Source organism: Streptomyces sp. NPDC006711 (assembly GCF_042869775.1).
Lineage (GTDB): Bacteria > Actinomycetota > Actinomycetes > Streptomycetales > Streptomycetaceae > Streptomyces.
Map to the genome: position 1 here is coordinate 1 of NZ_JBIAGO010000020.1, position 13,578 is coordinate 13,578.

Genomic DNA, 13,578 nt, shown 5'->3' on the forward strand with positions numbered 1-13,578 from the left:
CGCTCCCTCAGCCCCGCAAGATCATCGCGTCCAACGGCCACGGTCCTCGCAACTCCCACAGATCGCGGGTGTTGCGAGGACCGTTAGAACCCAAGCCTCGGCCAAGAGGGGGCGGGCCTTCGCGTCGTGCGGGGCCGCGCGGGGTGCGCGCGAGGTGTTACCTGCCGCCGTACTTCGCGCTCATCGCGTCGAAGAGCGCTTTGGCTCCGGCGCCGAGCTGGGGTCCGGCCAGCCAGCCCGAAGTGACCGGCCCGATCGAGGTGTTGGAGACCAGCTGCGCCTTGCCGTCGGGGCCGTTCATGAACCAGCCGCCGCCGGACGAGCCGCCCGTCATGGTGCAGCCGATGCGGTACATGGCGGGTGTGCCCGGGCCGATGGAGAGCTGCCCGGGGCGGTCGACGCACGTGAACATCTGCAGGCCGTCATAGGGCGACGCCGCCGGGTAGCCCCAGGCGCCCATCGCGCCGACCGTCTTGGCCTGCGGAGCGGAGAAGTTGACGCTCAGCGCGTTGCCGACCGTCTCTTCGAGGGACTTGGTGCCGTTCTCCGGCTTGACGTGCAGGACCGCGTAGTCGTACGGGGCGCCGGTGCCGCCGGTCGGGCCGCCGTCGTTGATCCACTCGTTGGAGGTCGAGGCCCAGTCGGCCCAGTAGACACCGTAGGGCGCGATCTGCTGCGGCGTGGCGTTGTTCAGCGCCGCCGCCGACTTGCCCTGGTCGTTGTAGGAGGGGACGAAGGCGATGTTGCGGTACCAGCCGCCGGAGCCGCCCTGGTGGACGCAGTGCCCGGCGGTCCACACCATGTTGGACCTGCCGGGGTGGGCCGGGTCCTTCACGACGGTGCCCGAGCACACCATGGAGCCCTCGGGGGAGTCGAAGAAGACCTTGCCGACCGGGGCCGCGTACTGGTGGTAGGGCAGCTTCTCCTGGACGGCCCTGATCGGCGCGGGCTCGGGGTCGGAGGCACCGGTGCCGCCGGTGGCGTCGCCGGCCGCCATGGTCTTCTGCGGGTCCTTGGCCGACTTCATCCGGTCCGGCTTCCACAGGCCGTCGATCACCGGGTTGACGAAGTCCTTGGCCTCGCGCAGCCAGGTGCCCTTGTCCCAGTTCTTCCAGCCGCCGTCCTTCCACTTGTCCAGCACGGCGCCGTGCTTCTTGAGGGCGTCGGCCAGGCCTGAGGGCGCGCTCGCGCCGCCCTTGGCCGAGGCGGAGGCGGACGGCTTGCTGTCGGCGTCGCTGTCGCCCGGACCGCACGCGGTGGCGGTCAGCGCGATGGCCGCCGCGAGACCGGAAGCGGTCAGCAGCGGACGTATGGATCGCATGGGAACGATTCCCCCTGATGGGCCTGCCCGTGGAGGCAGGTTTTGCCATGTACTTGTCAGCGCGATGGGCGCGGGTGTACGCCGCCGCCGCACCGCGCGGCCCCCTACTATGCCCGCTCGGCACGAGGGGGACGAACGGGGGCCCCGACGTTCACAGGACCCCCGCAACAGGCTCAGTGACCGGCGTACTTGCCGCTCACCGAGTCGTACACGCCCTTGGCCTCCTTGCCCAGGCGCGGACCGGCGAGCCAGCCCGCCGTGACCGGGCCGATGGAGGTGTTGGAGACGAGCGAGGGCTTGCCGCCCGAACCCGTGGCGATCCAGCCGCCGCCGGAGGACCCGCCGGTCATGGTGCAGCCGAGGCGGTACATCGTCGGCAGGCTCGCGTCGAGCGAGAGCCGGCCCGGCCTGTCCTTGCACTGGAACAGCTTCTGGCCGTCATAGGGAGGCGCCGCCGGGTACCCGTTGGCCGTCATGGAGGCGATCTTCGGCACGGCCGGTGCGTTGAAGTCCACCGGCAGCGCGCCGCCGACGGTCTCCTCCAGGGACTTGCCGTTTGAACCCTTCTCCGGCGTCACATGCAGCACCGCGAAGTCGTACGGCGCGCCCTGACCGCCCGTCGGGCCGCCGCCCTCGATCCACTGCTGCGACGTCTGCGCCCAGTCGGCCCAGTAGACGCCGTACGGTGCGATCTGCTGCTTGGTGGCCTTTTGCAGTTGCGAGGTCGCCAGGTCGGTGTTGTTGTACGAGGGGACGAAGGCGATGTTGCGGTACCAGCCGCCCTTGGCGCCCGCGTGCACACAGTGCCCGGCGGTCCACACCAGGTTCGACTTGCCCGGATGCGCCGGGTCCTGCACGACCGTCGCCGAGCACACCATCGAGCCCTCGGGGCTGTCGAAGAAGAGCTTGCCGAGCTCCGGCAGGCTCTGGTGGTACGGAGCCTTCACGGCGGCCGCCTTGACGGGCGCGGGCGCCGGGTCCGTCACCCCCTTGTCGCCGGAGATGTCGTTGGGGACGGTCTTCTCCGGGGGCTTGTCCGCCTTGCGCATCCGGTCCGGGTCCCACAGGCCCTGGATGATCGGGTTGACGTAGTCCTTCGCCTCACGGAGCCACTTGTCCTTGTCCCAGTTCCTCCACTCGCCGTTCTTCCACTTGTCCGGGTCGATCCCGTGCTTCTTCAGCTGTTGTCTGACGTCATCGGGAATCTGAAACTTGTCAGTGCCACCCGAGACCGCCGACGCCGACGGCTTGCTGTCGGCGCTCGAATCGCCGGGCCCGCACGCGGTGGCGGTCAGCGCGAGCGCGGCCGTGAGACCGAGCGCGGCCGCCACGGGAAAGCCCCCGTGGCGTGTGCTCCTCCCCGTGCCCTCGGCGCTGGACTGGCGTGTCGGTCGCATCTGGAATTCCCCCTGGGACTTCGGTGTCAAAGCGTCTTCGTTGGCTGAACTCGCGCGCGCCGCCGCCGTGGACGGCGCCGCGACACGGCCCCCCACTATGCCGGGGCCCGGACGGACGGCACGCGGCAGGGCCCGCCATCGCCTTCCTTGCCGCCCCGTCCGGCCGCCCGGGTAAGGCCAACCTTCCCCAGCGGCGAGGAACTTCGCTTCAGGCCGTGATCGCGCGCCGCCGGCGTCGTTGGTACGTACGGGGGACATCAGGACAGCGTTCAGCGTGGGCGTACGCACCGCGCGACGGACGCGCCACAGAACCGTCACAGCGGGAGGACCAGCAGTCGTGGCCGTGACCGAACCAGCCCCGGCGGCGCCGCCGGGCGCTCATGAGGCAATCCTGCGCAGGCAGTCCCTGCGGGAGTCGGCGGCCCGCACCTACGCCCGTTCGCTGCCCATCGTGCCCGTGCGGGCGCGCGGGCTCACGATCGAGGGCGCCGACGGGCGGCGCTATCTGGACTGCCTCTCGGGCGCCGGCACGCTCGCGCTCGGCCACAACCACCCCGTCGTGCTCGAAGCGATCCGCGCCGTCCTCGACTCGGGCGCGCCCCTGCACGTCCTCGACCTCGCCACACCGGTCAAGGACGCCTTCACCACCGAGCTCTTCGCCACCCTGCCGCGCCAACTCGCCGAGCACGGACGGATCCAGTTCTGCGGGCCGGCCGGCACCGACGCCGTCGAGGCCGCGCTGAAACTCGTGCGCACCGCGACCGGACGCACCGGCATGCTCGCCTTCACCGGCGCCTACCACGGCATGACCGCGGGCGCCCTCGCCGTCTCCGGCGGCGGCCGCGAGGCGGGCGTGACCCGACTTCCCTACCCGCACAACTACCGCTGCCCGTACGGAATCGGCGGCGAACGCGGCGCCGAACTCGCGGCCCGCTGGACCGAGAACCTGCTCGACGACCCCAAGGGCGGACTGCCCGCGCCGGCCGGGATGATCCTCGAACCCGTCCAGGGCGAGGGCGGGGTGATCCCGGCGCCCGACGCCTGGCTGCGCCGGCTGCGGGAGATCACCGAGCGCCGCTCCATCCCGCTGATCGCCGACGAGGTGCAGACGGGCGTCGGCCGCACCGGCGCCTTCTGGGCGGTCGAGCACAGCGGCGTGGTGCCCGACGTGATGGTGCTCTCCAAGGCCATCGGCGGCTCCCTGCCCCTGGCCGTGATCGTGTACCGCGACGACCTCGACGTGTGGGAGCCGGGCGCGCACGCCGGCACGTTCCGCGGCAACCAGCTCGCCATGGCGGCCGGCGCCGCCACCCTCGCCCACGTCCGCGAGAACCGCCTCGCCGACCGCGCGGCCGTCCTCGGCGCCCGCATGCTCGGCCAGTTGCAGGGGCTCGCCGCCGACCACCCCTGCATCGGCGACGTACGCGGCCGCGGCCTGATGATCGGCGTCGAACTCGTCGACCCCGAGCGCGAGGACCTGAGTTCGGGCGGCCCGCCGCCGCCCGCGCCGGCGCTCGCGGCGGCCGTGCAGCGCGCGTGCCTGCGGCGCGGGCTCATCGTCGAACTCGGCGGCCGCCACTCCAGCGTGGTGCGGCTGCTGCCCCCGCTCACCCTGACCGACGAACAGGCCGTGGCGGTCCTGGACCGCCTCGCCGACGCCGTGGCCGCGGTCTCCCGCGCACCGCACGCGCGCGCCGGAGCGGTGGCCGGCGCCGGGCCCGGCGCGCACCACCGGGCCGAAACTGGACCGCCCCACTGAACCAGGACCACACCGGCTGTCCCCCCGAACCAGGACCGCACTCCCCACTCGCCCCATGCACCTCCCTCTTCGTCTCCCTGAACCAGGACCACGCTCCACGAACACCCGAGGAACGCCCCCGTGAATCCCACCCCCGCACCCGACGCGCACGAGGCCGACGGCCCCGCCACCGCCCCCTGCGGCCCCGTGGCGGCCGAGCCGACGACGGTGCCGCGCCAGAAGGCCGGGATCCACGGCGAACGACTGACCGCGCACCGCGACCCGGACCCGCTCGACGCCGCCGACCCCGCCGCCGCGGCCGAAGCGGCCGCCGTGGAGAACCTGCTGCGCTGCTGGGTGCGCGAGAACGACCTGGCCGCGCCCGACGGCATGGTCCTGCGCATCCCGCTCCCCGCCAGCGCCACCGCGCTGCTCGTGCCCGTGCCCTACTGGTCGGCCACCGGCTGGCACCGCTTCGGCCGGCCCGCCCTGCAAGGAGCGCCCCCCGACGCGCCGCCCGTCGACGCCGTCACCCTCGCGGCCCTGCTGGGACGCGAGGCGGGCCGGAGCGAAGGCGCCGACCTGGTGGGACGCGTCGCCGACTCGGTGCGCCGCACGGCGTGGTTCATCGCCGACCGGCGCGCCCGCCCCGCGCCGCCCCCCGAAGCCGACCTCTTCCTCACCGCCGAGCAGTCCCTGCTTCTTGGCCACCCCCTGCACCCCACCCCCAAGAGCCGCGAGGGCCTGTCCGACACCGAAGTGCGCCGCTACTCACCGGAGTTGTACGGCTCCTTCCCGCTGCGCTGGCTGGCCGTCGACGCCTCCGTGCTGGCCTCGGACTCGGCCTGGACGGAGAGCGGCCGCACGGTCGGCGCCCCCGACCTGACGCGCCGGCTCGCCGGCCCCGGCCTGGAACTTCCGCCCGGCAGCGCCGCGTTGCCCCTGCACCCCTGGCAGGCCCGCGACATCGTCGAGCGCCCCGCCGTGGCCGCGCTGCTCGACGCCGGACTGCTGCGTGAGCTCGGTCCGCACGGCGGCCCCTGGTACCCCACCTCCTCCGTCCGCACCGTGCACCGCCCCGGCGCCGACGCCATGCTCAAACTGTCGCTCGGCGTCCGCATCACCAACTCCCGCAGGGAAAACCTCCGCAAGGAACTCCACCGGGGCGTGGAGGTCCACCGTCTGCTGCGGGCCGGGCTCGGCGAGCAGTGGCAGGCAGCCCACCCCTGCTTCGACATCGTCCGCGACCCGGCCTGGCTCGCGGTCGACACCCCGAACGGCGAGGCGCTGGCGGGGCTCGACGTCATGATCCGCCACAACCCCTTCGCGCACGGCGACGACGCCGTCTGCCTCGCCGCGCTCACCGCCCCCAGGCCCATGCCGGGCCGTAGCGGCACGCACTCGCGCCTGGCCGACGTGGTGGGCCGGCTCGCCGCCCGCACCGGACGGCCCACCACGGCGGTCTGCGCCGAGTGGTTCCTGCGCTACCTCGACCACGTGGTGCGCCCGCTGCTGTGGCTGGACGGCACGGCGGGCATCGCCCTGGAGGCCCACCAGCAGAACACGCTGGTCCTGCTCGACCCCGACGGCTGGCCCGCCGGCGGCCGCTACCGCGACAACCAGGGCTACTACTTCCGCGAGTCGCACCGCGCCGACCTGGAGCGCCGCCTGCCGGGCATCGGCGCCACCAGCGACACCTTCGTCCCCGACGCCGTGACCGACGAACGCTTCGCCTACTACCTCGGCGTCAACAACATCCTCGGTCTCATCGGCGCCTTCGGCGCGCAGCACCTCGCCGACGAACGTGTCCTGCTCGCCGCGCTGCGCCAGTTCCTCGCCGGGTCGGCCGGCCTCGGCTCGCCGCTGCCCGGCCAGCTGCTCAGCGGTGCGACGCTGCGCTGCAAGGCCAATCTGCTGACCCGGCTGCACGGCCTCGACGAACTCGTCGGCCCGGTCGACACCCAGTCCGTCTACGTCACCATCGCCAACCCCCTTCACATCAGCGGCACTTGACCCCTACGAACTGCTGAGAGGAGCGTCGCCGTGCCTCCCACCGATGCGAGCACCGACGCCGACGCCGGCCCGGCCCCCCAACCGGCGGGGGCGGCCGAGGACACCCTGGACCTGCACCTGCCCGACGGCCTGCTGTCCCTGCTCGCCGAGTCGGCCCCCGAGCCCGGCCCCCCGGGCCCGGGCGACAGCGACGGCGACTCCGCCGCCGGCTGCCCAGCGGGACAGGACCTCCTCGATTCCCCCGGCGACTGGGCGCCGGCCACCACCGCGCTCGGGCAGTTCCGCCTCCTGCCCGTGACACCCGAACGCGATCTCGCGCTGCTCACCCGGTGGATGAACGACCCCGCCGTGGCCGCCTTCTGGGAGCTGGCGGGACCCGAGCACGTCACCGCCGCCCATCTGCGCCGCCAACTGGACGGCGACGGCCGCAGCGTGCCCTGCCTCGGTGTACTCGGCCGGACCCCCATGAGCTACTGGGAGATCTACCGGGCCGACCTGGACCCGCTGGCCCGCCACTATCCGGCCCGCCCCCACGACACCGGCATCCATCTGCTGATCGGGGGCGTCGCCGATCGCGGCCGCGGTGTCGGCACCACCCTGCTCCGGGCCGTCGCCGACCTGGTCCTCGACCACCGCCCGCAGTGCCCCCGGGTGATCGCCGAACCCGATCTGCGCAACACCCCTTCCGTCTCCGCGTTCCTCAGCGCCGGCTTCCGCTTCCACGCGGAGGTCGACCTTCCCGACAAGCGCGCCGCCCTGATGGTCCGCGACCGCGCGCTCAGGAACCTGCTGTGAACGCCCCGCCGCTCCGCATACCCCCTGCCACGCACCGGTTTGACCCCGAGGAGTCCTTGTGCCGAACCCTCCTTCCCCCCATGATTCCCACGGCCTCCTCGACCCGAAAGCCCCGCCCGCGCTGCTGGCCCCGCCCGAGCTGAACCGCGAGGCGTGGGAGCGCGCGGGACGGCTGCTCCTCGCGAAGATGATCGGCGCCTTCGCGTACGAGGAGATCGTGAAACCAACGGTAGGGCCCGCCACTGACAATCCCGGTCCGGCCGGGAAAACGGCGGCTCACTACGGGTTCACGCTGGACGACGGCAGCACGCTGGCCTTCGTCGCGCGGCGCGGCGCCTACGGCGGCTGGCAGGTGGACCCCGACTCCGTACGCCACCTCCCGCAGCCGGCCGAGCCGCCCGCATCCGGCACGGGGCAGCCGGCAGCGGGCCCGGGGCACACGGGACAGGCGGCCGCGGGCCAGGGGCTGCGGACCGCGAGCCCCGGGGGGAGCGCCGCGCCGCCCGGCGGCCGGGCCCTCACCGATCCGCTGCGTTTTCTCGCGCTGGCCCGCCGTACCCTCGGCATCGACGGGGCCACCTTCGGCCACCTCGTACGGGAGCTGTCCGCGACCCTGGCCGCCGACACCCGGTTGCAGAGCACGGCGCTGCCCGCCGCGCGCCTGGCCGACCTCGGCTACGCGGAGTTGGAGGGGCACCAGAGCGGGCACCCCTGGCTGGTGCTCAACAAGGGCCGGCTCGGCTTCTCCGCCGACGACGCCGCCCGGTGGAGCCCGGAGGCCCGCATCCCGGCCCAACTGCCCTGGATCGCGGTCCGTACCGACCTGGCCGGCTACCGGGGCGTCAAGGCCCTGGCCACGCCCGACCGGCTCTACGCGCGTGAGCTCGACGCCCCCGTCCGCGCCGCCTTCGCCGCCGCGCTGCGTGCCCGGGCCCTCGACCCAAAGGCGTATCTGTATCTGCCCGTGCACCCCTGGCAGTGGACGGAGATGATCCTTCCGCTCTTCGCCGCCGCCGTCGCCGACAACGCCATCGTGCCGCTGCCCACCGACGGCGACGTGCGCCTTCCCCAGCAGTCCATCCGCACCTTCCTCAATCTGTCGAGCCCCGAGCGCCACACGGTGAAGCTGCCGCTGTCCATCCTCAACACCCTGGTCTGGCGCGGACTGCCCACCGAGCGCACCGTGGCCGCGCCCGCCGTCACCTCCTGGGTCCAGGGCCTGTGCGAGAGGGATCCCTTTCTGCGCGAGGAGTGCCGGGTCATCCTGCTCGGCGAGGTCGCGTCGGTGGCCGTGGAGCACCCGGTCTACGACCGCACCGGTGAAGTGCCCTACCAGTACAAGGAGTTGCTGGGGGCGATCTGGCGCGAGCCGCTGCCGCCGAAGCTCGCGGCGGGCGAACGCGCCCGCACCCTGGCGGCGCTGCTGCACACCGACGCCGACGGACGGGCCTTCACCGCCGAACTCGTCACCCGTTCGGGTCTGGCGCCCCGGGTGTGGCTGCGGCATCTGTTCGCCGCCATGCTGCCGCCGCTGCTGCGCTTCCTGTACCGGTACGGAACCGTCTTCTCGCCGCACGGCGAGAACGCCATCGTGGTCTTCGACGACCAGGACGTGCCCGTCCGCCTGGCGATCAAGGACTTCGTCGACGACATCAACGTGAGCGCCGAGCACCTGCCCGAACACGACTCGATGCCCGAGGACGTACGGAAGGTCCTGCTCACCGAGGCGCCCGACTTCCTCACACAGTTCATTCACGCGGGGCTGTTCGTCGGGGTCTACCGGTTCCTCGCCGTGCTGTGCGAGGACCAACTCGGGGTCGCGGAAGGCGACTTCTGGGCCCTGGTGCGCGAGGAGATCCTGCGCTACCAGGCGCGTTTCCCCGGGGACAAGGACCGCTACGAGACCTTCGACCTGCTCGCCCCCCGCATCGAACGGCTCTGTCTGAACCGCAACCGCCTGCACACCGACGGCTACCGCGACCGCTCGGAGCGGCCGCACGCCACCGTGCACGGCACCGTGGCGAACCCGCTCGCACCCGCTGGGTGACCCGGTTGTCAGTGCTGAGCCTTAGGCTGGTCCGGCTATGACGAAGCCTTCACTCCCCGAGCTCCTGCACGCCGCCGTCACCGCCGTCGGCGGCGTGGAGCGCCCTGGCCAGGTCGCGATGGCCACGGCCGTCGCCGACGCCGTCGACGACGCCTCCCACCTGCTGGTCCAGGCCGGGACGGGCACCGGAAAGTCCCTCGGCTATCTGGTGCCGGCGCTCGCGCACGGAGAGCGCGTGGTGATCGCCACGGCCACGCTCGCCCTCCAGCGCCAGCTCGTGGAGCGCGACCTGCCGCGCACGGTGGAGGCGTTGCAGCCGCTGCTGCGGCGCCGCCCGCAGTTCGCGATGCTCAAGGGCCGCTCGAACTATCTGTGCCTGCACCGCCTGCACGAGGGCGCCCCGCAGGACGAGGACGAGGGCCTGTTCGACCAGTTCGAGGCGGCCGCGCCCACCAGCAAGCTGGGCCAGGACCTCCTGCGGATGCGGGACTGGGCGGACGAGACGGAGACCGGTGACCGTGACGCGCTGACCCCGGGCGTCTCGGACCGGGCCTGGAGCCAGGTGTCGGTGTCGTCGCGCGAGTGTCTGGGCGCCTCGAAGTGCGCGTACGGGGCGGAGTGCTTCGCCGAGATGGCCCGCGAGCGCGCCAAGCTCTCCGACGTGGTCGTCACCAATCACGCGCTGCTCGCCATCGACGCGATCGAGGGCGCCCCGGTGCTCCCGCAGCACGAGGTGCTGATCGTCGACGAGGCGCACGAGCTGGTCTCCCGGGTCACCGGCGTCGCCACCGGCGAGCTCACCCCGGGGCAGGTCAGCCGGACCGTGCGGCGCAGCGCCAAGCTCGTCAACGAGAAGGTCGCCGATCAGCTCCAGACCGCGGCGGAGGGCTTCGAGCGGGTCATGGAGCTGGCGCTGCCCGGCCGCCTCGAGGAGGTTCCCGAAGATCTCGGTTACGCGCTCATGGCGCTGCGCGACGCCGCCCGTGAGGTGATCTCGGCGCTGGGCGCGACCCGCGACAAGTCCGTCCAGGACGAGGACGCGGTGCGCAAGCAGGCCCTTGCCATGCTGGAGACGGTGCACGGCGTGGCCGAGCGCATCACCAACGGCTCCGAGTGGGACGTCGTCTGGTACGAGCGGCACGACCGTTTCGGCGCGTCGCTGCGGGTGGCTCCGCTGTCGGTGTCGGGGCTGCTCAGGGAGAAGCTGTTCGCGGACCGCTCGGTGGTCTTGACGTCGGCCACCTTGAAGCTCGGCGGCGACTTCAACGGGGTGGGCGCCTCCCTGGGTCTGTCTCCCGAGGGCATGGGTGACGAGGACGCGCCGCGGTGGAAGGGCCTGGACGTCGGCTCGCCGTTCGACTATCCCAAGCAGGGCATCCTGTATGTCGCCAAGCATCTGGCGACGCCGGGCCGGGAGGGCTCGCGCGGCGACATGATGGACGAGCTGGCCGAGCTCGTCGAGGCGGCCGGGGGCCGCACGCTCGGCCTGTTCTCCTCGATGCGGGCCGCCCAGGCCGCCGCGGAGGAGCTGCGCGGGCGTCTGGACCACCCGATCCTGTTGCAGGGCGAGGAGACACTGGGCGAGCTGATCAAGACGTTCGCCGCCGACCCGAAGACGTGTCTGTTCGGCACGCTGTCACTGTGGCAGGGCGTCGATGTGCCCGGGCCGAGCTGCCAGCTGGTGGTCATGGACCGCATCCCGTTCCCGCGTCCGGACGATCCGCTGATGAGCGCCCGGCAAAAAGCGGTGGAGGAGGCCGGCGGCAATGGCTTCATGGCGGTCGCGGCCACGCACGCCGCGCTGCTGATGGCACAGGGCGCGGGCCGTCTCGTGCGGGCGACCGGGGACCGGGGTGTGGTGGCGGTGCTCGATCCGCGCCTGGCCAACGCCCGGTACGGCAGCTATCTGCGGGCCTCGCTGCCCGGCTTCTGGTACACCACGGACCGTAATCAGGCCCGGCGCTCGCTCGCGGCGATCGATGCGGCGGCGCGGGCGGACTGCAAGTAGGGCGACGGCAAGCGAAGCGACGGCGGGGAGGCGACGGCCGGGAGCGCGACGGCGGGGTAGCGCCCGCGCGGGCGGCGGGTGTCGCGGGCACCCCGGGGTTGACATGGCGGGACCCCGGGACCGGCGCAGGAGGTCCCGGGGCCCGGTCGAAGCCGGCGGTGGGGTCAGACCCGCCGGAGCACCGCCACCACCTTGCCCAGGATGGTCGCGTCGTCGCCGGGAATCGGCTGGTAGGCGGCGTTGTGCGGGAGCAGCCAGATGTGGTTGTCCTCGCGCTTGAAGCGCTTGACCGTGGCCTCGCCGTCGAGCATCGCCGCGACGATGTCGCCGTTCTCGGCGACGGGCTGGCGGCGGACGGTGACCCAGTCGCCGTCACAGATGGCGGCTTCGATCATCGAGTCGCCGACGACCTTCAGGACGAAGAGCTCGCCGTCGCCGACGAGCTGGCGGGGCAGCGGGAAGACGTCCTCGACGGACTCCTCGGCGAGGATCGGCCCACCGGCGGCGATGCGGCCCACCAGCGGCACGTACGACGCGGCGGGCTTGCCCGCGGTGTCGGTGGGCTGGCTGCTCGGCTGGTCGGAGCCGCGGACCTCGTACGCGCGCGGGCGGTGCGGGTCGCGGCGCAGGAAGCCCTTGCGTTCGAGGGCCATCAGCTGGTGGGCGACGGACGAGGTGCTGGAGAGGCCGACGGCCTGACCGATCTCCCGCATCGACGGCGGATAGCCACGGCGCTGCACGGAGTCCCGGATGACTTCGATGACCCGCCGCTGCCGGTCGGTGAGCCCGGAGCTGTCCGCCCTGATGCCTGGAGGCCTGCCGGGCAGGGAGCGGGCGGGCCGTGCGGCGTCCGCCCCCTGGTTCGTGACTGCGTCATTCATGGCATGCACCGGCTCAAGTCGGGTCTGGGAGCGGTCCTGGGCAGTGATGGTGGCACTGTCTGCGGTCGTGGTCACGTCGGCGGCCCCTCTCGAATGTGGTCTCCCTAGCTGGACAACGGTAGTTGCTTTCGAAAGGTTGCGCCAAACACACGTTCGAGTGAAAAATCGCGGATTACGCTACGTGGCCCTGGGGCTGGGTGTATGTGCGAGTCCCGACCGGGGGCCCGTCGAACGGCATCCGGGCCGTCTGCGGACCATGTGCGGGCCACTCGCGAGCCGTCGCGGCAGCCTTCACGGCAGGGTCAGGCCGGGCCGGGCCGCGCCAGGCCGAACGCCGTATGGTGACGGCCCCCGCCCGGGGCCGGGCCGCACCGGGCCGCACCGGGCCGGACGCCGTACGGTCACGCCCCCGCGCGCCGCCCACGACGGCGCGGCGCCGCCGGACAGTCTGTCATCCGGCACCCCGGGATCCACCGGCGCGACGCGCTTCCCGTAATCTCGTGCGCGGCCGGGCCCCGCCGCGCCGGCCGCGCCCCCTGGGCGACACGCGGACGCGCCGGATCGGCGGCGAAATCCCGAGATCCACTAGATCTAGTGGTTGGATTGGTGCGGCCACCCAGAAGTTGTGGTCCATGGTCCGCTGCGACCCTGGTCATCGCCTATGCTTGGGGTCGCTTCGCGGGCGGATTCCTGGCCCACCGAGGCTATTCAGTCGTGCTGTGAAGGAGGCTTGGGAACCATGCACTGCCCCTTCTGCAGGCACCCCGACAGCCGTGTCGTCGACAGTCGGACGACCGACGACGGCACGTCGATCCGCCGGCGCCGTCAGTGCCCCGACTGCTCCCGTCGCTTCACGACGGTGGAGACGGCCTCGCTGATGGTCATCAAGCGGTCGGGCGTGACCGAGCCCTTCAGCCGCACCAAGGTCATCTCGGGCGTCCGCAAGGCGTGCCAGGGGCGGCCCGTCACGGAGGACGCCCTCGCCAAGCTCGGCCAGCGGGTCGAGGAGGCGGTGCGCGCCACCGGCAGCGCCGAGCTGACCACGCACGACGTGGGACTTGCCATACTCGGCCCGTTGCAGGAGCTCGACCTCGTCGCGTACCTGCGCTTCGCGTCCGTATACCGGGCGTTCGACACCCTCGAGGACTTCGAGGCCGCCATCGCGGAGCTCCGCGAGCAGCGGCCCCCCGGGGAGCCATCAGACACGTGCGCGGCCGGCGCGACCCCCGAGGTCCCCGTCCCCGCCACCGCCGCCGACTGACCGCGGCGGCCCGCAGGGGCCCGCGGTCGCCGATCGGCGGCATCCAGAACCTGCCAGGGGTGCGCTCTGCCGCGCCCGTGGCACCAGACAAACACCGTGCCCTGGGAACATTCAGGC

At 72.8% G+C, this 13,578-nt stretch carries 9 protein-coding genes; 6 read left to right on the plus strand and 3 right to left on the minus strand.

Annotated features, from left to right (window positions below; genetic code table 11):
- Window positions 1-157 precede the first annotated feature (157 nt).
- Window positions 158-1,321 (minus strand): trypsin-like serine peptidase, encoded by a 1,164-nt coding sequence (locus tag ACFYM2_RS29600; protein ID WP_388840499.1) that lies wholly within the window; start codon window positions 1,319-1,321, stop codon window positions 158-160.
- Between the two features lie 173 nt (window positions 1,322-1,494).
- Window positions 1,495-2,718, minus strand: coding sequence for a trypsin-like serine peptidase (locus tag ACFYM2_RS29605; protein WP_388840502.1), 1,224 nt, complete (start codon window positions 2,716-2,718; stop codon window positions 1,495-1,497).
- Window positions 2,719-3,055: 337 nt separating this feature from the next.
- On the opposite strand from ACFYM2_RS29605, the gene ACFYM2_RS29610 reads away from it, so the two are divergent.
- From ACFYM2_RS29610 to ACFYM2_RS29630, 5 genes are all read left to right on the plus strand, one after another.
- Window positions 3,056-4,477 (plus strand): diaminobutyrate--2-oxoglutarate transaminase family protein, encoded by a 1,422-nt coding sequence (locus ACFYM2_RS29610; RefSeq protein ID WP_388840505.1) that lies wholly within the window; start codon window positions 3,056-3,058, stop codon window positions 4,475-4,477.
- A gap of 120 nt (window positions 4,478-4,597) precedes the next feature.
- Window positions 4,598-6,469, plus strand: a complete 1,872-nt coding sequence (locus ACFYM2_RS29615) for an IucA/IucC family protein (RefSeq protein ID WP_359002209.1) — start codon at window positions 4,598-4,600, stop codon at window positions 6,467-6,469.
- A 30-nt stretch (window positions 6,470-6,499) separates the two neighbouring features.
- Complete coding sequence (locus ACFYM2_RS29620) at window positions 6,500-7,264, plus strand: GNAT family N-acetyltransferase (protein WP_388840508.1); 765 nt, start codon at window positions 6,500-6,502, stop codon at window positions 7,262-7,264.
- Window positions 7,265-7,322: 58 nt separating this feature from the next.
- Window positions 7,323-9,311 (plus strand): IucA/IucC family protein, encoded by a 1,989-nt coding sequence (locus ACFYM2_RS29625; protein WP_388840511.1) that lies wholly within the window; start codon window positions 7,323-7,325, stop codon window positions 9,309-9,311.
- Window positions 9,312-9,348: 37 nt separating this feature from the next.
- Window positions 9,349-11,319: an ATP-dependent DNA helicase gene (locus tag ACFYM2_RS29630; RefSeq protein ID WP_359002203.1), complete on the plus strand. Its 1,971-nt coding sequence runs from the start codon at window positions 9,349-9,351 to the stop codon at window positions 11,317-11,319.
- A 164-nt stretch (window positions 11,320-11,483) separates the two neighbouring features.
- Here the strand turns inward: ACFYM2_RS29630 and lexA are convergent, their stop codons facing one another.
- Window positions 11,484-12,275 carry a transcriptional repressor LexA gene (gene lexA, locus ACFYM2_RS29635; protein ID WP_350233054.1) on the minus strand — a complete coding sequence of 264 codons (792 nt, stop codon included), beginning with the start codon at window positions 12,273-12,275 and terminating at the stop codon, window positions 11,484-11,486.
- Window positions 12,276-12,939: 664 nt separating this feature from the next.
- Here lexA and nrdR point away from each other — a divergent pair.
- Window positions 12,940-13,461, plus strand: coding sequence for a transcriptional regulator NrdR (gene nrdR / locus ACFYM2_RS29640; protein ID WP_350233055.1), 522 nt, complete (start codon window positions 12,940-12,942; stop codon window positions 13,459-13,461).
- The last annotated feature ends 117 nt before the right edge of the window (window positions 13,462-13,578 follow it).